This is a genomic window from Vibrio sp. R15-SG3-ISO1B (genome assembly GCF_059833835.1).
Map to the genome: position 1 here is coordinate 21,054 of NZ_JCBDGG010000007.1, position 25,554 is coordinate 46,607.

Below are 25,554 nucleotides of genomic sequence, written 5' to 3' on the forward strand. Positions count from 1 at the left end.
AAATTGATGTATTTAGGTTTTTGCTCCGGTAGTGCACATAAGAGCATAAAAAATCTAGGATATGTGATAGTTATCACGGCGACTTAGGGATGGGGGTGAGTGGGCTATCAATGAGGGCGGTGATAACCTGCTTAACCCTTGTTGGGCTTTGTGATACGTTGCGCAGCAAATCACTTCAAGAGAATAGAGCTTTGAACTGGCAACCGACCGCATCGATCGCAGCGCTGAAACAGCGTGCTCACGTATTACAAACCCTACGCACATTTTTCGCTGACCGAGGCGTCATGGAGGTGGATACTCCGGCGATGAGTCAAGCGACGGTGACAGACATTCACTTGCACACCTTTCAAACTCAGTTTGTAGGCCCCGGATATGCCGATGGGCAAGCGCTCTATTTAATGACCAGTCCTGAGTTTCACATGAAACGCTTATTGGCTGCGGGTAGTGGTTCGATTTATCAGATCAACAAGGCATTTCGTAACGAAGAGAGCGGCCGCTACCACAATCCGGAGTTCACCATGTTGGAGTGGTACCGGGTGGGTTTTGACCATCACCAACTGATGGATGAGATGGACGATTTGTTGCAGCAGGTCCTAAACGTGGCGCCGGCTGAGCGAATGAGCTACCAAAACGCCTTCTTGCAAGTGCTTGGTGTGTGTCCGTTAAGCGCGAGCATGGAAGAGCTCAAAGTCGCCGCTGCCACCTTGGGGCTGGAGGATATTGCTCAGCCAGAGCAAGACAGAGATACGCTGTTGCAACTGCTATTTAGTGTCGGTGTGGAAGCCAAGATTGGTCAAACTCGTCCTGCTTTTGTGTACGACTTCCCAGCGACGCAAGCGGCGCTCGCGAAAATTAATCCGACCGATGAACGGGTTGCGGATCGTTTTGAAGTCTATTTTCGCGGCATAGAGCTCGCTAACGGATTCCACGAATTGGATAACCCCAAAGAGCAACAAGCGCGTTTTGAGCAAGACAACCAGAAACGCCAGCAGATGGGCTTACCGGTTCAGCCGATGGACGGCCATTTAATCGCAGCGCTAGAGGCGGGTTTGCCTGAGTGTGCAGGGGTGGCGCTAGGGGTGGATCGTTTGATCATGCTAGCATTAGGCTTTGAGCATATCGAACAGGTTATCGCCTTCCCTGTGACGCGCGCATAAGGCAAGGGTCGCAATATGGCGTGGCGATGAAGAGGCGTCTTTGTCGAGAAATGTGCAACAGATTCTTATTCTGAGCGCTTTTGACTCGCGCCGTCCCATCATCCTCGTTATACTTCCAAGCTGAATTTTAGTCGGGGGCTGTCCATCCGTTGTACAGTTCCAAAATCGAAGAGCACAGGACATGCAAGAGTACATCGCATTTTTTCAACAGAACATGATTCTCTCTTTGGTATGGGCGGGTCTATTGGTTGCCCTTATCATGAACATCGTGAAATCCACTACCGCGGCCTACAAAGAGATCACGGCAGCGCAAACGACTCAATTAATGAACCGTGAAAACGGTGTGGTGGTTGATATCCGCTCAAAAGATGAGTTCCGCAAAGGCCACATCACGGATGCAGTTCACATTTTGCCATCAGACATCAAAGCGGGCAGCTTTGGCGCTCTTGAAAACCACAAATCCGACCCAATCATCGTAGTATGCAAAACAGGTCAGACGGCGCAAGAAAGCGCGAATCTTCTAGCAAAAGCGGGCTTTGAGAACGTGAATCTTCTCAAAAACGGTTTGATTGCTTGGAGTGAAGCGAACCTACCTCTGGTTAAAGGCAAAAAGTAATTCATTGAGCGCTGATTGAAAAATCGACGTTTATTCAAGAGAGATGTGAACAGAGCCACGATTTAACGTGGAAATCGAGTCAGTGTCATATCTCTCGGTTAGTCTCTTGGCAGACTATTTTCTATGAAAGGATTTGAACCATGGCTGAAGCAGCACCGCAACAAGAAGCTCAAAACTTCGCAATTCAACGTATCTTCCTAAAAGACGTATCATTTGAAGCACCGAACTCACCAACCATGTTCCAAAAAGAGTGGAACCCAGATGTTAAACTGGATCTAGACACGCAAAGCCGTGAGCTAGGTGAAGGTGTTTACGAAGTCGTGCTTCGTCTTACCGTGACAGTGAAGAACGCAGACGACACTGCATTTCTTTGTGAAGTTCAGCAAGGTGGTATCTTCACGGCTGAGAAAATGGAAGCGGGTCAATTGGCGCACTGCCTAGGCGCATTCTGCCCGAACATCCTTTTCCCTTACGCGCGTGAAACCATCTCAAGCTTGGTTGTGAAAGGCACGTTCCCACAATTGAACCTAGCGCCAGTGAACTTTGATGCGCTGTTCATGAATTACCTTCAGCAACAAGCTCAGCAAGGTGAGGGTGAAGCTCAGGCGTAATCTTCGCTCTGACGCAACCTTAGCGAAATGCACAGAGCATCTCATCACGATGCGCTGTGCATTTTTTGTTTGAGAATCTTGTGTTCAGCGGTTGGCAAAACGAACGCTGACCACTAGATTCTAGTCACGCAGCAGGACAACTAGGCGGAACCATGACAGACACACAATCCCAAAATGCGTATGGTCGTTCAATCTCTATGACCGTACTCGGCGCAGGCTCATACGGCACGTCGCTGGCCATTTCGTTGGCACGTAACGGTGCCAATGTGGTGCTATGGGGGCACGAGCCTGAGCACATGGCGCGTCTTGAAGCCGCACGCGCCAACGAAGAATTTTTACCCGGCATCGCTTTTCCAGACAGCTTGATCATTGAGACGGACTTAGAAAAAGCCGTCAGTGCCAGTCGAGATCTCCTTGTGGTGGTGCCAAGCCACGTATTTGGTCTGGTGTTGAACAGTGTTAAGCCCTATTTGCGCTCAGACACTCGCATTTGCTGGGCGACCAAAGGGCTGGAGCCTGAAACCGGTCGATTACTGAAAGATGTCGCCCACGATGTGATTGGCGATCAATACTCCCTAGCCGTGCTCTCTGGTCCTACCTTTGCAAAAGAGCTCGCGATGGGGATGCCGACGGCGATTTCTGTGGCTTCGCCAGATGCCGAGTTTGTGAAAGATCTGCAAGAGAAAATCCATTGCAGCAAAACCTTCCGAGTCTATGCCAACAGTGACTTTATCGGTATGCAGCTTGGCGGCGCGGTGAAAAACGTCATTGCGATTGGCGCAGGCATGTCCGACGGCATCGGTTTTGGTGCCAATGCGCGAACCGCACTGATTACCCGTGGCTTAGCAGAGATGAGCCGATTGGGCGCGGCGCTAGGTGCGCAAGCCGAGACCTTTATGGGCATGGCGGGTTTAGGCGATCTGGTGTTGACCTGTACGGACAACCAGTCGCGCAATCGCCGTTTTGGATTGGCACTGGGTCAAGGCAAAGATGTCGACACAGCGCAGCAAGAGATTGGCCAAGTGGTTGAGGGTTATCGCAACACCAAAGAGGTGTTCCTACTTGCTGAGCGTGTCGGTGTCGAGATGCCGATTGTTGACCAAATTTATCAAGTATTGTATCAAGGGAAGGACGCACGCCTAGCCGCGCAAGATTTGCTAGCGCGTGATAAGAAAGCCGAAGCATAAGCGTCATGAGGTGACTCATAAGGCGCACACCTTACTCATGTAAGGGCAGGGAGAATTAGGGACGAGCAAGTAACATGAAACATTGTGAGAAACAGAAAGTCTGGCAGACCATTGTTCGAGAAGCGCGTGAGCTCTCTGAGCAAGAGCCGATGCTCGCCAGCTTCTATCATGCGACCATCATTAAGCATGACAGTTTAGCGGCGGCGCTGAGTTATATTTTGGCCAACAAACTCAATACGGCTTCAATGCCTGCCATGGCGGTGCGAGAGGTGGTTGAGGAAGCCTTTAACTCCGATCCCAATATTACCGCCGCGGCGGCCTGTGACATCTGTGCGACGGTCAACCGTGACCCTGCAGTCTCTATGTACTCCATGCCGCTGCTGTACTTAAAGGGTTATCACGCCCTGCAAGGCTACCGCGTTGCCAACTGGCTTTGGAAGCAAGGGCGCATGGCGCTCGCCACCTATTTGCAAAACCAAATCTCTGTTGCGTGTCAGGTCGATATTCACCCAGCAGCGAGAATCGGTCGCGGCATCATGCTCGACCATGCGACCGGTATCGTCATCGGTGAGACAGCGGTGGTCGAAGATGATGTCTCCATTTTGCAAGACGTCACCTTGGGTGGTACCGGTAAAGAGTGCGGCGATCGTCACCCGAAAATTCGTGAAGGTGTGATGATTGGCGCTGGGGCGAAAATTTTGGGTAATATTGAAGTGGGAGAAGGGGCGAAGATTGGTTCGTGTTCCGTTGTCCTTCAGCCTGTGCCGCCACACACAACGGTTGCGGGTGTGCCAGCTAAAATTGTCGGTCGACCGAAAACCGATAAGCCCTCTTTGGATATGGACCAACAGTTCAATGGTAAGTCACAAAGCTTCATTGGTGGTGATGGGATCTAAGCCGTTAGCGCTTTGATGTTATGTTTACCACGATGCTATGTTTGCCACTTAGCCGAGAAAAGAAAAAAGTCAGCATCACGCTGACTTTTTTGTCTCTTTCAACCTAATACGGTTAGGTCAGGGCTATTACGCCATATCGTTCAACTCAGCGAGCACTTCTTCTGCCCAATCAATCCAAGTTTGACGAATCAGAAGATTACGACGCAGCGTGAGACGCTCTAGACGTTGCTGCTTGTCTAGGGTCGCAGGCGTTGAGTAGTAACCGCTCTCGATTTCTTGGTAGTGTGCGACTAGCTTGCGTGACTCATCGATAAGCTCAGCGAGCTGAGTGCGAAACGGTGCAGAGGGTTGGATAGCACACGCCATCAACTTTGCACAGAACTCATCACGTACCGTAGGATGCGCGGTCGGTTGATCAAACCACTCACCCAGTGCAGTACGGCCGGCATCGGTAATGGAGTAAACTTTACGATCGGGTTTGCCTTCTTGAGGCTCGAGAACACAGGTCACAAGATTGTTTTGCGCCATCTTGTTCAGTTCGCGGTAGACTTGCTGGTGGCTTGCTTTCCAAAAGTAGCCGATAGTGGCAGAAAATTCTTTGGTAATATCGTAGCCCGTCGCATCACGAGTGCTCAGGACAGTTAAAATAACGTGTGGTAATGACATGTCTTCAATCCAAATGGTCAATAAACTTCAAAATACAACCGCTTAATCTTGTGTGTGCTTCTTTGGCACGAATTCTTTTGTCAAGCGGCGCCAACAATGTGTTGGCCATGTCACCTTAAAAAGCCATCTATCACCTAGGTCGATATACTATCGATACGCAAGCTGGTGTTGTTATAGTCACTTGCGATGGCTGAGTAGTATATCTAAATAATAAGCATAAAGTAGAATAGAAGGACAATGTTGCCTAAAAAACTGATAAAAGACTCAGTAGGTTTTTACCTGTAGTTTTTTATTTTTAATATTGAGTTATTTTGTCCTGATTTAGAAATATTATGCCTGAAAAATTGTATTTTTGGTATTCCATACAATATTTGGCGCAGTGTTGTGGCTCATCTTCCTCGTTAGTATTTGTTTTATAATAAAAAAGGCCGATAGATGACTATCGGCCTTTTAGGTTTAATGGGGCGGTGTGCGCCCAAATTTTGTGCGCTAGGCTTAGCCGGTGTTACGCATACCTGCCGCAATACCTGCGATGGTGAGCATTAAGGCTTCTTCAAGCTCTTCCGATGGCTCGTCAGTTTGACGCGTACGATAGAGCAGCTCTGCTTGCAGCATGTTCAATGGCTCAACATAGATATTGCGCAGGCGAATGGACTCTTGTCCCCACGGGTCGCTCTGCATCAAGTTCTCGTTGTTTTCGACATTCAGTACGGTTTTGATGTCTTTTTGTAGCTGTGCACGTAGGCGATCGCCGAGAGGCAGCAGCTCAGGATCTGCCAAGCGTTCATCGTAGTAGCGAGAAATGTCGATATTACACTTGCTGTAGACCATTTCGAGCATTCCGAGACGGGTTGAGAAGAATGGCCATTCACGACACATCTCTTCTAGTAGCGCTTGGTGCCCTTTGTCGACGGAGTATTGAATTGCTTCACCTGCGCCTAGCCATGCTGGTAGTACGAGACGGTTTTGGCTCCAAGAGAAAATCCAAGGAATCGCACGTAGGCTCTCTACACCGCCGTTCGGGTTACGCTTAGCTGGGCGAGAGCCCAGTGGTAGTTTACCAAGCTCCAGCTCTGGCGTTGCTTGACGGAAGTAAGGCACGAAGTCTGGTTCGCCGCGCACAATGCCACGATAGGCTTCACAGCTCACTTCAGACAGCACATTCATCAGATCGCGCCACTCTTGTTTCGGCTCTGGTGGTGGCAGCAGGTTTGCCTCGAGAATTGCACTCGCGTAGAGGTTGAAACTGTTGACCGCCACTTCAGGTAAACCGAGTTTAAAGCGAATCATCTCACCTTGCTCTGTTACGCGTAGGCCGCCTTTCAAGCTCTTTGGTGGCTGAGACAGCAGCGCTGCATGTGCAGGTGCACCGCCACGGCCAATCGTGCCGCCGCGACCGTGGAAGAGGGTCAACTCTACGCCCTCCTCTTCAGCCACTTTGACCAAGGACTCCATTGCGTGGTACTGGGCCCAACCGGCCGACATGACGCCGGCGTCTTTGGCGGAATCCGAGTAGCCGATCATCACCATTTGGTGGTTTTGAATGAATCCGCGGTACAAGTCGATGCTCATCAGCTGTTTGATGACCGCTTCGGCGTTATTGAGGTCGTCGAGCGTTTCAAACAGCGGGCAAACATCCATACGGTACGGACAGCCCGACTCTTGCAGCAGCAAGTGCACCGCGAGAACATCAGAGGCGGTACGTGCCATAGAGATCACGTATGCGCCAAATGCTTCGCGAGGCTGAGCGGCAATGATCTTACAGGTGTCGAGTACCTCTTTGACAGGTTCAGAGGGTTCCCAATCGCGTGGCAGAAGTGGGCGCTTGGACGCCAGCTCATTGGTCAGGAACGCAATCTTATCTTGCTCGCTCCATTGGTCGTAATCGCCAATGCCCAGGTAGCGCGTCAGCTCTGACAGGACATCCGAATGACGGGTACTCTCTTGACGAATATCCAAACGTACCAAGTGCACGCCGAAGGCTTTGATGCGGCGTAAGGTGTCGAGCAGTGAACCATCTGCAATCTTGCCCATGCCACACTCATGCAGTGACTGGTAGCAAGCGTAGAGGGGATCCCACAGCTGTGCGATGCGTTGCAGTGGCGCTTTGACTGCCAGTTTCTGACCATGGATCTTAGCATCAAGGATGTCTTTGGTGTCGGTCAGCAGTTCACGCAGTTCTTTGAGCACGGCACGGTAAGGTTCATGCTCATCCTCGCCAGCGAGTGCTCTCACCGCGTCGTTGCAGCGCGTCATGGACAATTCACTGACCAACTCGTTGACATCGCTGAGATAGAGATCCGCGGCTTTCCAGCGAGAAAGCAACATGACTTCACGGGTGATGGTGTGGGTGACAAACGGGTTGCCGTCGCGATCGCCACCCATCCAAGATGAAAAATGAACAGGGCGAGCATCGATAGGCAGCCCTTCACCAAGGTAATCGGTGAGTTTGTCGTCAAGCTCGCGCAAGAAGTCAGGCACGGCTTCCCACAGTGAGTTTTCAACCACAGCAAAGCCCCATTTCGCTTCATCGAGCGGAGTTGGGCGCTGCTTACGAATGGTGTCAGAATGCCAGCTTTGGGCAATCAGCTGCTCAAGGCGGCGTTCGGTCTTTTGGCGCTCTTTGGCGGACAGATCGCCAAGCTCAAGCTTGGACAAGCATTTGTTGATTTTAACCAGCTTGTTGATCATGGTGCGACGGGTGATTTCTGTCGGGTGCGCCGTGAGCACCAATTCGATGTTCAGATCGCGCACAGCCTGAGCAGTATCTAGCTTGCTGATCTCATTATTGCTCAGTTTGGCAAACAAGCTGTTGATGGCGTCCGGTTCACACACGTGCTCATCACAATGGCGTGAAATCGTATGGTACTGCTCCGCCATGTTGGTGAGGTTGAGGAACTGGTTGAACGCGTGCGCAACGGGAGTTAACTGCTCGTTTGGCAGGTTTTTGATCTCTTCAATCAAGCTCTCGCGGTCTTCTTTGTTGCCTGCGAGGGCAGATTTAGAAAGCTTACGAATTGTTTCTACTTTATCGAGCAGTGCTTCACCATGAGCATCCTTAATGGTGTTGCCGAGCAAGTGCCCGAGCATGCTTACGTTGCTTCGAAGAGCAGAGTATTTCTCATTCATTGTCGTCCTGCCTTGTAAAAAAATTACATCCATTGTTCTTTTGATAAGCCAACAATCTAGCGAAAAATGTCGCTTAGAGTCAATTATCACATGCAAAGTTTGCAAATATTATGCAATCGATATCAATGAGCAAAAAGCATCCAACCCCAGAGAAAATGGGTGAAATTTTATTACATTTGAAGTGGCTAACGACGAAAGATTGCTCTGCTCGAGAGGAAAGTCACCGAGCAGAGCGACGTGTCTGTTTTTAGAAACAGTATTTGTACATGGCTTTTGACAGTACATCGATGGTCGGATCGATAAAATCGAAGGCGAGGAACTCATCGGGCTGGTGGGCTTGGTCAATTGAGCCGGGGCCAAGCACCAAGGTCGGACATAACTGCTGCAAAAACGGCGCTTCGGTGCAGTAGTTGACCGTTTCAGCGTCCATGCCACAAATGGACTCCATACCACCAATAAACGGGTGATCATGTTGACACTCATAACCCGGGATCGGCTCATGCAGCGGCGTGATTTCAATTCGGCCGGGCCATTTGGCTTCGACGTCTTTGAGTGCGCCGCGCAGCATGTTGTCGAGGCCATCCAAACTGATACCGGGCAGCGGTCTCACGTCATAATGCAGCTCGCAGCAGCCACAGATGCGATTGGCGCTGTCGCCGCCGTGGATGTGACCCAAATTGAGAGTCGGGCTCGGAATCGCAAACCCTGGGTGATGATACTCTTTGATCAGTTTGTCGCGCAGTTGCATTAGCGCGTACAACACTTCATGCATGATCTCGATGGCGTTGACACCAAGCGCAGGGTCGGAAGAGTGGCCCGATTTACCGGTCACGCGCACGGCATTGGCGACGTGCCCTTTGTGGCCACGAATAGGCACTAAACTGGTTGGCTCGCCAATGATGCAGTAGTCCGGTTTAAACGGGGCGTGTTCAGTGAAATGACGAGCGCCGAGCATGGTCGTCTCTTCATCGCATGTGGCTAAGATGTAGAGCGGTTTGCTTTGTTTGCTCCAGTCGACCTTTTTTACCGCTTCAATAATAAAGGCAAAAAAGCCTTTCATATCGGCTGTACCTAAGCCGTAGAAACGGTTGTTGTCTTCTGTTAGGGCGTGAGGGTTGTAGTTCCAGCGTCCTTCATCAAATGGCACCGTATCGCTGTGTCCGGCCAGCAATAAGCCGCCTTCTCCTGAGCCTTTCTTTGCCATCAGGTTGAACTTGCCCGGTTCGACTTGCGTGACTTCGACCTGAAAGCCGATGTCTTTGAGCCAGTCTGCGAGCTTTTCAATGACTTGCTGATTGCCTTCATCCCAGCGTGGGTCAGTCGAGCTGATGGATGAGGTAGAAATAAGGCCGCGGTAGACCTCTATAAAGCTAGGTAATTGCATATTTAGTTCGCATTCCCTGTTGACATAATTCTATTAAGAAGGTAAAACACATAATAAATCACTTTTAATGAATAAAAAACCGTTAAAAGCTAAAGTTTGTAAATTTATAGTCACTCTTTGGGTGGCGTTTTTAACCCAATTATGGATGTCGAGATGCTAAAAACCACAATCATCGGTGCCAGCGGCTACACAGGTGCAGAATTGGCGCTCATGGTGCAAAAACACCCAGAGCTTACGCTAGCAGGTTTATATGTGTCCGCCAATAGCGTCGATGCAGGTAAGAGCATTGCGACACTGCACCCCAAGTTACAAGGTTTAGTGACCGAGCCAGTGCAGCCGCTCGTTGACGTGGCAAAGGTTGGCAAAGAGAGCGACGTGGTTTTTCTTGCGACTGCCCATGAAGTCAGCCACGATTTAGCCGCGCCATTGCTTGAGCAAGGCTGCCAGGTGTTTGATCTCTCGGGCGCTTTTCGGGTCAAAAAAGAGGGTTTCTACAGTGAGTTCTATGGTTTTGAGCACCAGTTCGAACAGCTGCTAGAAAATGCTACCTATGGTCTTGCCGAGTGGAATGAGCCAGGCATTAAACAGAGCCAGCTTATTGCGGTGCCGGGTTGTTATCCCACTGCGTCACAACTTGCCATCAAGCCACTATTGCAATCTGGGTTAGTTGATACAACTCAGTGGCCAGTCATCAATGCGACAAGTGGTGTGTCGGGCGCGGGGCGCAAAGCCTCACTGACGAACAGCTTTTGTGAAGTGAGTCTTCAGCCTTATGGCGTGTTTACTCACCGCCACCAACCGGAAATTGCCACTCATCTGGGTTGCGATGTGATCTTTACTCCTCATCTGGGCAATTTTAAACGTGGGATTCTGGCGACCATCACTATGAAGCTAGCGCCTGGTGTGACGGCTGAGCAAGTAGCACAAGCGTTTACTAACGCCTATCAGAACAAACCGGCCGTTCGTCTGCACACGACGACACTGCCTTCGATTCAGAACGTCGAAAACACGCCTTTCTGCGATATTGGCTGGAAGGTTCAGGGCGAGCACATCATTGTCGTATCGGCGATTGATAACTTGCTCAAAGGCGCATCGAGTCAAGCGATGCAATGTTTAAACATCCACTACGGATATCCCGAGTTAACTGCCCTTGTATAGTCTCAATCGTCAAGGTTGAAACGGAGTCATCAAGCGGTAGAGGTAAGAGTAATGACAGAGAACAATCAAACGCCATTAGTGATCAAATTAGGCGGTGCGGCACTTTCTTGCACCGAGACGCTCAGCCAAGTGTTTGGCGCCATCGCTAATTACCAAACTCAGGCGCAGCGACGAATTGTGATCGTCCACGGCGGCGGATACTTAGTGGACGATCTTATGGCCAAGCTCAATCTTGAAACGGTCAAAAAACAGGGTCTACGTGTGACGCCTTATGACCAAATTCCTGTCATTGCGGGTGCATTGGCTGGTACGGCCAACAAGCTACTGCAAGGGCAAGCGATTAAAGATGGCCTGAATGCAGTAGGGTTGAGCTTAGCCGATGGCGGTTTGTGTCAGGTTCAAGAGTTGGATCCGGAACTCGGCGCGGTAGGCAAAGCATCACCTGGCGATTCTACCGTGTTGCAAGCGATTTTGGCGACGGGCGCACTGCCGATCATTAGCTCGATTGGCTTGACGCAAGACGGCCAGTTGATGAACGTGAATGCCGACCAAGCGGCGGTCGCAGTGGCTGGCGCACTGGATGCAGAATTGGTGTTGTTGTCGGATGTGAGTGGTGTACTGGATGGTAAAGGCCACCTCATCAAAAGCTTAGATGAAGAGAAAGCACAAAGCCTGATCAAAGGCCAAGTGATCACCGATGGCATGATCGTGAAAGTCAACGCAGCGTTGGAAGCGGCGAATGACTTGGGTCGTCCGATTGAAGTAGCGACATGGCGCTACCCAGAAAAGCTCGTTGAGCTGTTCGCAGGGCAAAGCATCGGCACTCAGTTTTTACCTAAGCCATAAACACAAAGAGATTCGTGCAGTGACTTGTGGTCACTGCCAAACAAACACAGGGCGCCCGCTTGATTGGATGCGCGGCACCAAAGCAGATTAATCACCCAGCGCTAGGGCCATACGCCGCGCTGGATGTTGGAGAGAATAAAATGAGCAAAGTACAAGTAAACAAAGTCGTCGTCGCCTACTCTGGTGGTCTTGATACCTCAGTGATCATCCCGTGGCTAAAAGAGAACTACGACTGTGAAGTGGTCGCGTTTGTCGCTGATGTCGGCCAAGGTGAAGAAGAGTTGGTTGGCATCGAAGAAAAAGCGAAAGCATCCGGTGCGTCTGAGTGTTACGTGGTCGATCTCAAAGAAGAGATGGTGGCAGAGTACATCTACCCAACGCTGAAAACCGGCGCATACTACGAAGGCAAGTACTTGCTCGGCACTTCAATGGCTCGTCCTATCATTGCCAAAGCACAAGTTGAGATTGCACGTAAAGTCGGTGCGGATGCCTTGTGTCACGGCTGTACCGGTAAAGGTAACGACCAAGTACGTTTCGAAGGCGCGTTTGCTGCGCTCGCCCCTGACTTGCAAGTGATTGCGCCATGGCGTGAGTGGGACTTGGTCAGCCGTGAAGAGTGTCTGGATTACCTAGCTGAGCGCAACATCCCTTGTAGTGCGTCGCTGACTAAAATCTACTCGCGTGATGCTAACGCTTGGCACATCTCAACCGAAGGTGGTGTGCTAGAAGATACTTGGAATGCGCCAAACGAAGATTGTTGGGTATGGACCGTTGACCCTGAGCAAGCACCTAACGAAGCGGAATACGTCACCCTCAAAGTAGAAAAGGGCGAAGTGGTGGCGGTTGACGGTGAAGCCATGACGCCATACAACGCACTGGTTTACCTCAATGAAAAAGGTGCGAAGCACGGTGTGGGTCGTATCGACATCGTTGAGAACCGTTTGGTTGGCATGAAGTCTCGCGGCTGTTACGAAACTCCGGGAGGCACCATCATGATGGAAGCGCTGCGTGCGGTTGAGCAACTGGTGCTGGATAAAGCGTCATTTGAGTTCCGCGAAGAGCTGGGCCTCAAAGCATCACATCTTGTGTACGATGGTCGCTGGTTCACACCACTGTGTAAGTCTATCCTAGCGGCGTCTGAAGAGTTGGCGCAGGATGTCAATGGCGAGGTGGTTGTGAAGCTGTACAAAGGTCAAGCAACGGTAACGCAGAAGCGTTCGGACAACAGCCTTTACAGCGAAGAGTTTGCGACCTTTGGCGAAGATGAAGTGTACGACCAAAGCCACGCAGGCGGATTCATTCGTCTCTACTCACTATCGAGCCGTATCCGCGCTTTGAACAGTCAGAAAAAATCGTAATCGATCTTCCTGAACTGTCTTGTTATCTTACTCAAGCCCATCTGAAAAGATGGGCTTGTTTCGTTACAGGCGACAGAAAATAGTCATGAATAAATATGTAAAAATAATGAATTAATACTTTATTTTTGTCTGAATTTGCCGTAACGTTGACCCATCAAAAAAATACTGAATTCCATTCAGAGATTGTTTTAGCAAACGCGCTGTCAAACGCACAGTGAGCACTGGTAATCAGGAGAAACGCAATGGCATTATGGGGCGGAAGATTTACCCAAGCAGCAGATACAAGATTCAAAGAATTCAATGATTCATTGCGTTTTGATTACCGATTGGCAGAGCAAGATATCGTCGGCTCTATCGCGTGGTCGAAAGCGCTGCTTTCTGTCAACGTATTGAGTGAAGAAGAGCAGCAGAAATTAGAGCTGGCGTTAAACGAGCTTAAGCTTGAAGTGATGGAAGACCCGCACCAGATCTTGCGTTCAGATGCGGAAGATATCCACTCTTGGGTAGAGCAGCAGCTGATCAGCAAAGTCGGCGATCTGGGTAAAAAACTGCACACGGGCCGTTCACGTAACGACCAAGTCGCCACTGACCTCAAACTCTGGTGTCGTCAGCAAGGCCAGCAACTGCTAATGGCGCTGGATCGTCTGCAAGCGCAAATGGTCTCTGTCGCCAAGCAACATCAAGCCACGGTATTACCGGGTTACACGCACTTACAACGCGCGCAGCCTGTTACGTTTGCCCACTGGTGTTTAGCCTACGTGGAGATGTTTGAGCGCGACTACTCACGTCTGCATGATGCGATTGAACGTCTTGATACTTGCCCGCTGGGCTCCGGTGCGTTGGCGGGAACGGCTTACCCGATTGATCGTGAAGTGTTGGCGCATAATTTGGGCTTTCGTCGTGCCACACGTAACTCCCTCGACTCAGTGTCTGACCGCGATCATGTAATGGAGCTGATGTCTGTCGCTTCTATTTCCATGCTGCACTTGTCGCGTCTAGCAGAAGATATGATTTTCTACAACTCAGGTGAATCCAATTTCATTGAGTTGGCTGATACCGTCACCTCTGGCTCATCTTTGATGCCGCAGAAGAAAAACCCTGATGCACTCGAATTGATTCGTGGCAAAACAGGTCGCGTCTATGGCTCGTTAGCCGGGATGATGATGACCGTCAAAGCCTTGCCTCTGGCTTACAACAAAGACATGCAAGAAGACAAAGAAGGTCTGTTTGATGCACTCGACACCTGGAACGATTGCATGGAAATGGCCGCACTCTGTTTTGATGGCATCAAAGTCAACGGTGAGCGTACCTTGGAAGCGGCGAAGCAAGGGTATGCAAACGCCACCGAATTGGCCGACTACTTGGTTGCCAAAGGCATTCCATTCCGTGAAGCGCACCACATTGTTGGCGTTGCTGTGGTGGGCGCGATTGAGAAAGGCTGCGCCCTTGAAGAGCTATCATTAGGTGAGCTCAAAGCCTTCTCTGCGGTGATTGAAAACGATGTGTATGACATTCTCACCATCGAATCGTGTCTAGAGAAACGTAGTGCGCTTGGCGGTGTGTCACCGAAGCAAGTAGCGTACGCCGTTGAGCAGGCGGAAGGCCGTTTGATCAAGCGCGACAACAACACCGTTAATGTGCGACCTGCACGTTTGACCGACATTGAAGCGCTGGAAGGCATGGTCACCTACTGGGCGAACATGGGTGAGAACTTACCGCGTTCACGTAATGAACTGGTGAGAGACATCGGCTCGTTCGCGGTGGCGGAACATCATGGAGAAGTGACTGGCTGCGCCTCACTCTACGTCTACGATTCTGGTTTGGCCGAAATTCGCTCATTAGGGGTAGAAGCAGGCTGGCAAGGTCAGGGACAGGGCAGTGCGATTGTTCAGTACCTGGTAGAGAAAGCGCGCCAAATGGCGATCAAGAAAGTCTTTGTGCTGACGCGCACCCCAGAGTTCTTCATGAAGCAGAGCTTCTTGCCGACCTCGAAATCACTGTTACCAGAGAAAGTGCTCAAAGATTGCGAGCAGTGCCCGCGTCAACATGCCTGTGATGAGGTCGCTCTAGAGGTGAATTTAGTCGAGCAGCCGATTGCCCGCGTCAACGTTGCGTAACTTATGTCTCTCAATCAAGAGGGCTCAATATATGCAACTTGATGGGCTTTAGCTAACCAAGACGATATCAGTAGTTGAAACCCAAGGCGATAAAAAAGATCAAAAAAGATCGTTATCGTATGGGAACTTCTAAGAGAAAGTCCGGTCTATTAAAGTACCACTGCTTTTTCTTAGAAGAATCTAAGAGAGCCCCAAGACTAAGATTGGTTTTGGGGCTTTTTTCTATCTAGCCCCCGCGCAGCGAGCTATCCATGACTCTCTTGATGAATGTCGCTAAGAGTGTATCGAAGAATACGTTCATACCCAAAGTATCAAGATCAACGCTCCCACTGGATATTCGCTATTTTTTATGGCGTTTCTGCCACGGGATAACAATGAACTTTACCCAAATATGCAGCGCTAATAAGCCATTAAAGGCAAACCCCGCCACCAGTAACGCGATGGATTCAATACTTTTCGGTTGTTCACGAAACAAGAACCACCACGCAACCCAACAGGCGACAGACAACAGCGTGAGTTGATCCATGCAGCGCTGGCATCGGCCGATCTTTTTCCAAAACCAATGTTGATTGCAATAGGGGCAGGCCATCTGGGTCACTCGAGCAGCAAGGGAACCCAGATAATAAAAAAGCACCGGCCGTTTGGCTAGTGCTTTAGTGATAGTAAGTGAGTGAGAGGAAGTGATCCCCCGACCCACGTCTGGGCCGGGAGATCGAGGGCTCAGTGAATGATCAAGACTCTAAAGTGGCTAAGTAGTGATCCAACTCTTCGCTACCGCCGATGTGTTTACCGCCGATAAAAATTTGTGGCACTGTGGCTCGTCCAGTAATCGCACGCAAGCTCACAGTGGTGGCGTCTTTGCCTAAGATCACCTCTTCGTATTGCAGATCATGGTCGATCAAGGCTTGTTTGGCTTTGACGCAAAACGGACAGCCGGGTTTGGTAAATACCGTGATGGACTCTTGCGTCTTATAGCTTGGCGCAACGTATTTAAGCATAGTGTCTGCGTCAGAGACTTTGAACGGGTCACCTGGCTCGTCTGGCTCGATGAACATTTTGTCAATCACGCCATCTTTGACCAACATGCTGTAGCGCCAAGAACGGTGGCCAAAGCCAAGCTCTGATTTGTTGACCAACATGCCCATGCCTTGGGTGAATTCGCCGTTACCGTCTGGAATAAAGGTGATGTTGTCTGCCTCTTGGTCGTTTTTCCACGCGTTCATCACAAAGGTGTCGTTGACCGATAAGCAGACAATCTCATCGACGCCATGCTCTTGGAATACCGAGAACAGCTCGTTGTAGCGTGGCAGGTGACTTGAAGAACACGTTGGCGTAAAAGCGCCCGGCAAGCTAAACACAATCACGGTTTTATTGCGAAATAGTTCGTCAGTGGTGATGTTGACCCAAGTGTCGCCCTGACGGGTAGGAAACGTAACATTTGGAACAGTCTGACCTTCTTTTGATACCAACATAGATGCCCTCTAATAATATGGTTAGCAAGCCCATTCGGCTTGGCGTTCTCAATTTGTGGGTCCAGTATCGTAAAACTCCTTTGATAGCTCCAATCGTTTGATATAATTGCATCAATAGTTAAAATCTATAAAAACTCACAGGAGAATCCCTGCGCATGAATATTCGAGATTTTGAGTATGTTGTTGCCTTGGCGGAACATAAACATTTTCGAAAAGCCGCCGAAGCGTGTTTTGTCAGTCAGCCGACCTTAAGTGGGCAGATCCGTAAGCTTGAAGATGAACTCGGCACTGTGTTGCTCGAGCGCAGCAGTCGCCGCGTGTTGTTTACTGACTCTGGCTTACAGTTGGTCGAGCAAGCCAAACGGATTCTCAGTGAAGTGAAAACCTTCAAGGATATGGCCTGCGGGCAAAGCGGCGCCATGACTGGTCCAATGCACATCGGTTTTATTCCCACCGTCGGTCCTTACATCTTGCCGAAAATCGTTCCGACGCTTAAAGAGCGTTTCCCTGAGCTTGAGCTGTTTCTTCATGAAGCGCAAACCCAGCAGTTAGTGCGTCAGTTAGAAGAGGGCAAGCTGGACTGTTTGGTTTTGGCGTCAGTGGCAGAAACCGCGCCGTTCAAAGAGATCCCAGTGTATGAAGAGCCGCTCAGTGTGGCGGTGCCGTGTGACCATGAGTGGGCGAAGTTGGAAGAGTTGGACATGTTGGAGCTCAATGGCAAGACGGTATTAGCGCTCGGTGATGGTCACTGTTTACGTGACCAAGCACTCGGCTTTTGTTTCGCGGCCGGAGCCAAAGATGATGAGCGTTTTAAAGCCACCAGCCTTGAAACCCTGAGAAACATGGTGGCAGCCGGAGCGGGTATCACCTTACTGCCGCAGTTGTCTATCCCGCACGAAAAGCAAAAAGATGGCGTGTGTTACGTCAAGGCGGTCAATCCCGTGCCTTCACGGACGATAGTGGTGGCCTATCGCCCAGGCTCGCCACTAAGAGAGCGGTTTGAGCTGCTAGCGAAAACCATCAAAGAGAAGTTAGTCATCGACTAACACTCAGGAAAAACTAAAAAGGGATGGCGCGCGCCATCCCTTTCTCTTCCTCTCTATCAAACTGATTAGAACAGCTCTTCTCCTTCACTGTTCGATGAGTAGATAGAGGGACCTAAATCTTCACTGACGTATTTGGTCGGCTCGGTTCCTTCGAGGAAATACTCGAACATCGCACTGGCGTCAAAACGGTTGGTCAGCAGACCAGAATCTCGGTCAATTCGCACTCGCACAATGTTCTCAGGGATCGTTTTGTCCTGCTTTGGTACGCCATTCAATGCCACTTTCATAAAGTCCACCCATGCTGGTTCCGCGGTTTTCGCGCCTGACTCTGCGCCTGAGATCGGATTTTGCGCTAAGTTGGCGTTCGGCGTTGTGCGGCCGAGTGTACGGTTGTGGTCATCAAACCCAACCCAAGCGATCGCCACCATGCCCGGACCGTAACCGTTATACCAGGTATCTTTGGAGTCGTTGGTGGTACCGGTTTTACCGCCCACATCGCGGCGCTCAAGTTGCTGGGCACGCCAACCGGTGCCGTTCCAGCCGGTTCCTTCACGCCAGTTACCGCCGCCCCAGATGTTGCTGTACATCATCTCACGCATTAAAAATGCCGTTTGTTCGGAGATCACTTGCGGTGCGTATTGCACCACATCACTGATTGGCAACTCAACATCTTGCTCGTTGAAGTCGTTGATTGTCGCAGTGTTTGAATCGGTTTGAGGCGATGTATTCAGGGCCTCGCTATCACAGCCTGCACGGCAGACGATTTTCGGATTGGCGGCAAATTCGGGTTCACCAAACGGACCTTCTACCTTACTGATGTAGAAAGGTTCCACATAGTAACCACCGTTGGCAAACACGGAATAGCCTTGAGCCATCTTAACCGGAGTTAAACTGCCGGCACCCAAGGCAATGGTTTCAGAGCGAGGCAGTTGCTCAATATCAAAACCAAAACGGGTCAGGTACTCGCGGGTCTCATCAAGACCGACTTCACGCAGCACGCGCACCGCCATCACGTTTTTCGATTGCGCCAGACCGATACGTAGGCGTGTCGGGCCGGTGTAGGTTGGCGGTGAGTTTTTCGGACGCCACGCCGTGCCTTGACTGCGATCCCACTGGTTAATGGGGGCGTCGTTGATCAAGCTGGCTAAGGTTAAGCCTTTGTCGAGCGCCGCGGAATAGATGAAGGGTTTGATACTTGAGCCAACCTGACGAACCGACTGGGTCGCACGGTTAAACTTGTTATGGACGAAGTTAAAGCCACCGACCAGTGATAGGACTGCGCCGTTTTCAGGGTTCATGGCCACAAAGGCGGTATTGGCGTTCGGGACTTGGCTGAGCTGCCACATCGCGCTGTCATCGTCGACGGCGACCTGACGGACCCAAATTTGTTCGCCGATAGTCACGACATCACCGGCTTTACTGGGCGCGGGGCCTTGACGCTCATCGGTCAAAAAGCGGCGTGCCCATTTAAGGCCGTCCCAGCTTAAGGTCTGCTCACCGCTGCCTTTCACCCATACGGTGGCTTGCTTCGCCGCCACGTCCAATACTACGGCGGGCGTTAATTGGCCGTAGGTTGGCACCTTGTTTAATGCCTCTTCGATAGCTTGAGTCGACAATGGCGCCGCGTTGGGTTTCCACAACACGGTTTCCGCACCGCGGTAACCGTGACGCTCGTCATAAGCGAGTAGGTTATTGATGGCCGAGTCGTTGGCGGCGGCTTGCAGCTTCGAGTCTACGGTTGTGTAGACATTCATCCCCGAGGTGTAGGCGTCTTCACCGTAGCGAGCCACCATCCAGGCGCGCGCCAGTTCCGCCACATACGGAGCGCTCAATTCGATATCGGCGCTGTGGTAGCGTGCCACGATCGGCTCTTCTCTCGCTTGGTCGTACTCTTGCTGCGTAATGTAGTTTTCACTCAGCATACGGCCAAGAACCACGTTACGACGATTCGTCGCACGTTCAAGCGAGTAGATAGGGTTCATCGTCGATGGGGCTTTAGGCATCCCCGCCAACGTCGCGAGCTCGCTCAGCGTGAGCTGCTGAAGATCTTTGCCAAAATAGACCTGCGCTGCGGCGCCAAAGCCGTAAGAGCGGTAGCCCAAGAAGATCTTATTGACGTAGAGCTCCATGATCTCTTGTTTGGATAGCAGCTGCTCGATGTGAATCGCGATAAAAATCTCTTTGATTTTACGCATGATCTTCTTCTCATTAGAGAGGAAGAAGTTACGCGCCAACTGCTGAGTAATGGTACTCGCCCCTTGTTTGGCCGAACCAGACATGGCCACCACGACCGCCGCTCGGGTAATACCGATCGGGTCGATACCTGGGTGATCGTAAAAGCGACTGTCTTCAGTGGCGATCAGTGCCTCAATCAAATGTTGAGGGATGTCGTCATAGCTGACCGGAATGCGGCGCTTCTCACCGAACTGAGAAATCAGTTTGCCGTCTTGGCTGAACACCTGCATCGGTGTTTGCAGTTCCACATCTCGAAGAGTGGCGACGTCGGGGAGGTCCGGTTTGACATAAAAATAGAAACCGAAAATTGTACCGACTCCAAGAATCATGCAAACCAATGTAAAAATGAATAATCGCTTTATGAACTTCACCGGAGAATTCCTGAAATTATAGGTCGCTAATATGCAAACCCTTGTACTGTAAGCTGAAACTTTAGCTCATGCTTTTTCTTAGTGCTTATTAAACCATCAATTCAGTAAGCGCGCGAGCTAAGCATTTCAATAGGGAGCAACGCGGTATGGGTAGAACATTGGTTACAGGCATAGACATCGGCCGTTACAGCATTAAAGCCGTGGTGCTCAAGCCTGTTAAAGACACATTCGCCTTGGTGGGTTATCACGAGATCCCCATTGAGGCGGACATATTCTCTGATAATCACCTGCTCAATTATCAGAAAATTGTAAAGAAACTCAAAGAACTAAGAAAGGGGTTGCCACTATTTAGTCGCAAGGCCGCTTTGTGTGTGCCCGACAACGCCGTAATTAGCAAGGTATTACAAATAGATAGCGAACTTTCCGGTTCTGAAAGAGAGTTCGCCATCTTTCAGGCCTTTTCTCATCAATCGCCATTTCCAGTCGAAGAGCTGAATTTAGACTTTGTTGCGATAGACCCGCAAGCGCAGCGCCACGCCACCGCCAGTTACCAAGTGTTTGCGACTCGCAAAGAGTTAGTCGATAGCCGTGTTGACGCCACCAGCAAAGCTGGCTTTGAGCCTGTGCTACTTGATGTGCAAGCCTACGGTTTGACGCAAATATGGCATGAGGCTGCGCGTATCCAGCAGCGCAAAAACTGGCTGCTGCTCGATGTCGGTTTTACTCAAGCCTCAGTGTGCATTGATGTATGGGACAAGCCGCCCTTGTGCAAAGAGTTCCCTGTTGGCACACAAAGTGTGATTAATCACCCGAGCGAGTCCCTTGAAAGCGGTGAGCAACGTTTTGTCCGAGAGGTAATGGATAAGTTGCAGCGCCACATTCAACTGGTCTCGTCGATGAGCAATCGGGAGATTGAGGGCGTCTGGCTTACCGGTGGTGCGGCGTGCGACCCTCAATTGCAGGTGCTGTTGCAAGATGCGGTGGTAAACCGTTTACAGCTCAAGTTTGAATCGCTCGATCCTTTGGCGCTATTTCAAGGCGCGAGCAAAGTTCAAGGGGCGAGCAAAGGCAACAAGAAGCCGGGCTTTGCCTTTGCCACCGCCGCGGGGCTGGCACTAAGAGGCCTTCAGTGGATGGAGAATCGCCATGCTGCATAGCCTCAATTTGTTGCCTTGGCGAGAGGCGCTCAAGGCGCGTCATCGACGCCGATTTTTCTCGCTTGTTGTGCTCGGCGTTCTGCTCGCTGGCGGTGTCCAATGGGGCGCGGGGGCGTATTTCGACTATCAAAAAGGGTTGCAGCAGCAGAGGTTGGATTACCTCAATCGCTACATTGCGAGCCTCGACAAGCAAATTGACAACCTAAAGCAAGTGGAAAAAGAGCACTCAGCGTTATTGACCCGACTTTCGGTGGTTGAGGAGTTGCAACTGCAGCGCAATAAAACCACCGATTTCATGAACCTCATCCCTGCGATGATCCCGCAAGGTGTGTATGTCGACAAGATCAAGATGAATGGTCAGCAACTAGAGGTGTCAGGCATCAGTGATACCACCTCGAGACTGGCGACCATGCTCGACAATTTAGAAAAGTCTTCTCAGCTCAGTAACGTGGAAATGCACTCGATTGTGCTGGGCAAACAACGTTTTGGTAAACAGTTTCAGACCTTTCACGTCTCGTTTTCTCTGCTCAATCAAGATGATGCGAATCGACAAGGAGCGCAGTGATGGCCAGTTACACCGATTTGGATTTTGAAGAGTTACCCGAATGGCCGTTGTTGCCGCAATTGGGCGTCATTGCAGTCTTGATTTTGTTGCTGCAGGGAGTGGGGTACTGGTTTTACTTGAAACCGAGTAACGAGCAGTTGCAACGGCAAATCGACAAGGAGCAAGTGCTCAAAACCACGGCCACCATCAAGGCGAACAAAGTGGCGGCGCTGCCGCAGTTAAAAGCGCAGTTGGATGAGCTTTCACAGCGCTACGACTATTTATCACGCCAACTGCCGGTACAGAAAGAGCTGGCGAGCATGTTGGCTGCCGTCAATGAGCAAGGGTTGAAGCACTCACTCACCTTTACTCGCATCGATTGGGGTGAAAAGCAAAATAAAGAGTTTCTCTACCGCTTGCCGCTCAATATCGAACTGACGGGCGATTACCACAATATTGGCCAGTTCTCACAGGCGATCGCGCAGCTACCGCGCATCATCAATTTTGACGATGTCGATTGGCAGCGGGTCAGCCAAGAGAGCAGTACGCTGCACTTTCGTGTGCGCGCCTACACCTACCAATTTAAACCGGAGGTGAAAGATGAACAATAACCGCCGTCTCTCATGCTCGACATGGGGAGCGCTGATGGGCTGCGCTTTGTTACTCGCCGGATGTAAAGCCAATCAAGCGCCGTTGGATCAATTTCGTCAGCAGATCGAGTCAAGCGCGCGTCATCAAGTGGCCTCGCTGGCACCGGTACTTGAGTTCAAGGCCAGTGCCTATCAAGCGCACGATCTGAGAGAGCCTTTTGTCCTGCCTAAAGTGGCCATTGTGATGAACCAACCCGTCGCCAAGGTGGATTGTTGGCAGCCCGAGCCTCGGCGCAAAAGTGGTCGTTTAGAGCGCTACCCCCTTAGCAAACTGCGTTTGACCGGTGTGATGAGCAGTCAAGGCGCGATTTCTGCGCTGATTCAGGTGCCGACGGGCGAAGTGATTAAAGCGACGCGCGGACAATACATTGGCGTCAACAACGGAAAAATAACCAAAGTAACCCAAAGTTACCTAACGATAAATGAGACTTTGCCAGATGGCTTAGGTTGCTGGAATACCCGCAACGTCAAACTGGCGCTTAAATAGATGTTAATAATTGAGATGAAATCATGGTGAAAGGATTCCTCCCCCCAAGAAAACACACGCGGTTTACCTGTGGCTTAATGGCCTTATGGTTGCTTGTATTTAGTAGCGCCGTATTGGCGACGAGCAATGAACCCAACCGTCTGGTGGACATCGACTTTCGAGTGGATAAACAGCAGCACGCCAAAATCATTGTGCAGTTGCAAAGCCCTAAGGTCGCGGTGGATTTACAAAAAGCGCAAGAGGGGTTGAGCATTGAACTGCTCAATACCCAGGTGCCCGATGACAAGCTGTATGTACTCGATGTCAAAGACTTTTCCACCCAGGTGAAGTCAATCGAAGTGTTTCGCAAACAGCCAAGCACGCTATTGATTGCCGATATCGAGGGTGAGTACAGCTACGACTACAGCCTCAATGGCAGTTACCTTGAGGTCTTAGTCAAAAAAGTGAGCAAAGAGGAGGCGGCAAAACCGGTCAATATTATGGAAAAGGAAGGCAAAACCATTTCGATTAACTTCCAAGATATTCCGGTGCGCAACGTTTTGCAGCTCATTGCCGATTACAACCAGTTCAACTTGGTGGTGTCCGACTCCGTCAAAGGCAACTTAACGCTGCGTCTTGATGGTGTACCTTGGCAGCAGGTGCTCGACATCATCTTACAAGTTAAAGGGCTCGATAAGCGTGTGGATGGCAATGTCGTGCTGGTGGCGCCTAAAGCCGAGTTAGATCTGCGGGAAAAAGAGGCGCTAGAAAAAGCGCGCTTAGAGGCGGAGCTTGGTGAACTTAGCTCGGAGATCATCAAAGTGAAGTTTGCCAAAGCGTCGGACATTGCCGATATGATTGGCGGCGAGAGTGCAATGAGCATGCTCTCAGAGCGAGGTTCACTCAGTATTGATGAGCGAACTAACGCCTTACTGATCCGTGATTTAAAAGAGAATATCGATGTGGTGCGAGAAATAGTGGAATCGCTCGATGTGCCCGTCAAGCAAGTGCAAATTGAAGCGCGGATTGTGACTGTTAACGAGGGTAACCTGGATGAGCTTGGCGTGCGTTGGGGCTTTACCTCAACTAATGGCAACAATACCGTGGGTGGAAGTATTGAGAGCAACCTGTACCAGCGCGGCTTGCTTGACCAAGATACGCTACCCGTGGATGACTTTTTGAACGTCAACTTAGGGGCAACGGCGGCGAATGCCTCGTCAATCGCGTTTCAGGTCGCCAAACTGGGCTCAGGGACGCTGCTCGATTTGGAGTTGTCTGCCATGCAGAGTGAATCCAAAGCGGAGGTGATCTCTAGCCCTCGTTTGATCACCACCAATAAAAAGCCCGCCTATATCGAGCAAGGAACGGAAATTCCCTATCTGGAGTCCTCTTCGAGTGGCGCCACCAGTGTGACCTTCAAAAAGGCGGTACTAAGTTTGAAAGTCACACCACAAATCACGCCAGACAACCGCTTGGTGTTAGATTTGAGTGTCACGCAAGATAGACCGGGTCAAGTGGTGAAAACCGGCACGGGTGAGGCAGTGGCGATCGATACGCAGCGCATCGGTACACAAGTGCTGGTGGAGAACGGCGAAACGGTCGTGCTGGGCGGCATTTTTCAACATAGTGTGACGGATTCTGTCGATAAGGTGCCGTTATTGGGGGATTTACCCCTACTTGGGGCGCTATTTAAGCGAAGTTACCAGAAAATGGGCAAAAGTGAGCTGCTGATCTTTGTCACGCCTAAGGTCGTCTTGCAATAAGATGAGGCGTTATTATTAAGCTTAAGTAAAAATAGTTTGCATTAGTGGCACCAGATCTAGATAATTTCGGGTCTTATCACGAATTATCTGTGAGGAATCGGTGCCACAAGCACTTTCTTGGCAAGTTTTATACTGGCCTCTCTTGTGGCGATGTCATTGAATTAACGTTGTAAATTACTGCTAAACATGGCTGAAAAACGCAATATTTTCCTTGTTGGCCCAATGGGCGCCGGCAAAAGCACCATTGGTCGTCATCTCGCTCAACAACTTCATATGGAGTTTGTTGATTCTGACACTGAAATTGAAGAGCGCACTGGCGCAGATATCGCATGGGTATTTGACGTTGAAGGTGAAGACGGTTTCCGAGCGCGCGAAGAAAAAGTGATCGAAGACCTAACTCAAGAACAAGGTATTGTTCTGGCAACCGGTGGTGGCTCAATTAAGAGCAAAGAAAACCGTAATCGTCTCTCTGCACGTGGCATTGTTGTTTACCTAGAAACAACGATCGAAAAACAGCTTGCCCGTACAAACCGTGACAAAAAACGTCCGCTGCTTCAAACGGACAAACCACGTGAAGTTCTTGAAGCTTTGGCTGCGGAACGTAACCCACTTTATGAAGAAATTGCGGATTACACGGTCCGTACTGACGATCAAAGTGCAAAAGTGGTAGCCAACCAGATCGTAAAAATGCTAGAAGAAGGTTAACAGCCACTCTTTATTCGCAT

Annotated in this window: 22 protein-coding genes; 16 read left to right on the forward strand and 6 right to left on the reverse strand. The window is 50.4% G+C overall.

The window, feature by feature from the left end; translation table 11 throughout:
- The first annotated feature begins 110 nt into the window (after nt 1–110).
- The 5 genes from epmA (at nt 111) to cysE (ending at nt 4,467) form a co-directional block, all read left to right on the forward strand.
- Nucleotides 111–1,157, forward strand: coding sequence for an elongation factor P--(R)-beta-lysine ligase (epmA, locus tag AC6R0S_RS02385; protein WP_500637136.1), 1,047 nt, complete (start codon nt 111–113; stop codon nt 1,155–1,157).
- Between the two features lie 181 nt (nt 1,158–1,338).
- Nucleotides 1,339–1,773: a rhodanese-like domain-containing protein gene (locus tag AC6R0S_RS02390; RefSeq protein ID WP_334555668.1), complete on the forward strand. Its 435-nt coding sequence runs from the start codon at nt 1,339–1,341 to the stop codon at nt 1,771–1,773.
- A 140-nt stretch (nt 1,774–1,913) separates the two neighbouring features.
- Complete coding sequence (secB, locus tag AC6R0S_RS02395) at nt 1,914–2,384, forward strand: protein-export chaperone SecB (protein ID WP_334555667.1); 471 nt, start codon at nt 1,914–1,916, stop codon at nt 2,382–2,384.
- A 152-nt stretch (nt 2,385–2,536) separates the two neighbouring features.
- A complete protein-coding gene (gene gpsA, locus AC6R0S_RS02400; protein WP_487902573.1) occupies nt 2,537–3,571 on the forward strand; it encodes an NAD(P)H-dependent glycerol-3-phosphate dehydrogenase in 1,035 nt (344 codons plus the stop codon).
- A gap of 74 nt (nt 3,572–3,645) precedes the next feature.
- On the forward strand, nt 3,646–4,467 hold the full coding sequence (gene cysE, locus AC6R0S_RS02405) for a serine O-acetyltransferase (protein WP_487902574.1): 822 nt from the start codon (nt 3,646–3,648) through the stop codon (nt 4,465–4,467).
- Between the two features lie 126 nt (nt 4,468–4,593).
- Here cysE and AC6R0S_RS02410 read toward each other — a convergent pair whose 3' ends face one another.
- The 3 genes from AC6R0S_RS02410 to argE all read right to left on the reverse strand — a co-directional run bounded on the left by AC6R0S_RS02410 (nt 4,594) and on the right by argE (nt 9,646).
- Nucleotides 4,594–5,133 carry a PadR family transcriptional regulator gene (locus AC6R0S_RS02410; protein ID WP_334555664.1) on the reverse strand — a complete coding sequence of 180 codons (540 nt, stop codon included), beginning with the start codon at nt 5,131–5,133 and terminating at the stop codon, nt 4,594–4,596.
- Nucleotides 5,134–5,628: 495 nt separating this feature from the next.
- On the reverse strand, nt 5,629–8,262 hold the full coding sequence (ppc, locus tag AC6R0S_RS02415; RefSeq protein WP_334555663.1) for a phosphoenolpyruvate carboxylase: 2,634 nt from the start codon (nt 8,260–8,262) through the stop codon (nt 5,629–5,631).
- A 247-nt stretch (nt 8,263–8,509) separates the two neighbouring features.
- A complete protein-coding gene (argE, locus tag AC6R0S_RS02420; protein WP_334555662.1) occupies nt 8,510–9,646 on the reverse strand; it encodes an acetylornithine deacetylase in 1,137 nt (378 codons plus the stop codon).
- Between the two features lie 153 nt (nt 9,647–9,799).
- Here argE and argC point away from each other — a divergent pair, with 153 nt between their 5' ends.
- The 4 genes from argC to argH all read left to right on the forward strand — a co-directional run bounded on the left by argC (nt 9,800) and on the right by argH (nt 15,125).
- A complete protein-coding gene (gene argC / locus AC6R0S_RS02425) occupies nt 9,800–10,804 on the forward strand; it encodes an N-acetyl-gamma-glutamyl-phosphate reductase (protein WP_500637137.1) in 1,005 nt (334 codons plus the stop codon).
- A 51-nt stretch (nt 10,805–10,855) separates the two neighbouring features.
- Complete coding sequence (gene argB / locus AC6R0S_RS02430) at nt 10,856–11,650, forward strand: acetylglutamate kinase (protein WP_334555660.1); 795 nt, start codon at nt 10,856–10,858, stop codon at nt 11,648–11,650.
- 140 nt (nt 11,651–11,790) lie between these two features.
- Nucleotides 11,791–13,008: an argininosuccinate synthase gene (locus AC6R0S_RS02435; protein WP_500637138.1), complete on the forward strand. Its 1,218-nt coding sequence runs from the start codon at nt 11,791–11,793 to the stop codon at nt 13,006–13,008.
- Nucleotides 13,009–13,250: 242 nt separating this feature from the next.
- Nucleotides 13,251–15,125 (forward strand): argininosuccinate lyase, encoded by a 1,875-nt coding sequence (argH, locus tag AC6R0S_RS02440; RefSeq protein WP_487902578.1) that lies wholly within the window; start codon nt 13,251–13,253, stop codon nt 15,123–15,125.
- Nucleotides 15,126–15,465: 340 nt separating this feature from the next.
- Here argH and AC6R0S_RS02445 read toward each other — a convergent pair whose 3' ends face one another.
- Entirely contained in the window at nt 15,466–15,714 is a 249-nt protein-coding gene (locus AC6R0S_RS02445) for a DUF3624 domain-containing protein (RefSeq protein ID WP_500631013.1), read from the reverse strand.
- A 142-nt stretch (nt 15,715–15,856) separates the two neighbouring features.
- Nucleotides 15,857–16,597 carry a glutathione peroxidase gene (locus AC6R0S_RS02450; protein WP_500637139.1) on the reverse strand — a complete coding sequence of 247 codons (741 nt, stop codon included), beginning with the start codon at nt 16,595–16,597 and terminating at the stop codon, nt 15,857–15,859.
- Nucleotides 16,598–16,752: 155 nt separating this feature from the next.
- On the opposite strand from AC6R0S_RS02450, the gene oxyR reads away from it, so the two are divergent.
- Entirely contained in the window at nt 16,753–17,643 is an 891-nt protein-coding gene (gene oxyR, locus AC6R0S_RS02455; RefSeq protein WP_500637140.1) for a DNA-binding transcriptional regulator OxyR, read from the forward strand.
- Nucleotides 17,644–17,708: 65 nt separating this feature from the next.
- Here the strand turns inward: oxyR and AC6R0S_RS02460 are convergent, their stop codons facing one another.
- Nucleotides 17,709–20,249, reverse strand: a complete 2,541-nt coding sequence (locus AC6R0S_RS02460) for a penicillin-binding protein 1A (RefSeq protein WP_500637141.1) — start codon at nt 20,247–20,249, stop codon at nt 17,709–17,711.
- A 146-nt stretch (nt 20,250–20,395) separates the two neighbouring features.
- Between AC6R0S_RS02460 and pilM the strand changes: the two genes are divergently transcribed.
- From pilM to aroK, 6 genes are all read left to right on the forward strand, one after another.
- The gene (gene pilM, locus AC6R0S_RS02465; RefSeq protein ID WP_500637142.1) at nt 20,396–21,406 is read left to right on the forward strand and encodes a type IV pilus assembly protein PilM; all 1,011 of its coding nucleotides are present in this window, start codon (nt 20,396–20,398) and stop codon (nt 21,404–21,406) included.
- The gene (locus tag AC6R0S_RS02470) at nt 21,396–21,971 is read left to right on the forward strand and encodes a PilN domain-containing protein (RefSeq protein ID WP_500637143.1); all 576 of its coding nucleotides are present in this window, start codon (nt 21,396–21,398) and stop codon (nt 21,969–21,971) included. Before pilM ends, AC6R0S_RS02470 begins: the two co-directional genes overlap by 11 nt.
- Nucleotides 21,971–22,561, forward strand: a complete 591-nt coding sequence (locus tag AC6R0S_RS02475) for a type IV pilus inner membrane component PilO (RefSeq protein WP_334555651.1) — start codon at nt 21,971–21,973, stop codon at nt 22,559–22,561. The genes AC6R0S_RS02470 and AC6R0S_RS02475 overlap by 1 nt, the downstream gene beginning before the upstream one ends.
- Nucleotides 22,551–23,087: a pilus assembly protein PilP gene (locus tag AC6R0S_RS02480; RefSeq protein ID WP_500633096.1), complete on the forward strand. Its 537-nt coding sequence runs from the start codon at nt 22,551–22,553 to the stop codon at nt 23,085–23,087. Before AC6R0S_RS02475 ends, AC6R0S_RS02480 begins: the two co-directional genes overlap by 11 nt.
- A 77-nt stretch (nt 23,088–23,164) precedes the next feature.
- Nucleotides 23,165–24,829, forward strand: coding sequence for a type IV pilus secretin PilQ (locus AC6R0S_RS02485; RefSeq protein ID WP_500633097.1), 1,665 nt, complete (start codon nt 23,165–23,167; stop codon nt 24,827–24,829).
- 186 nt (nt 24,830–25,015) lie between these two features.
- Nucleotides 25,016–25,534, forward strand: a complete 519-nt coding sequence (aroK, locus tag AC6R0S_RS02490) for a shikimate kinase AroK (protein WP_334555649.1) — start codon at nt 25,016–25,018, stop codon at nt 25,532–25,534.
- Nucleotides 25,535–25,554 lie beyond the last annotated feature (20 nt).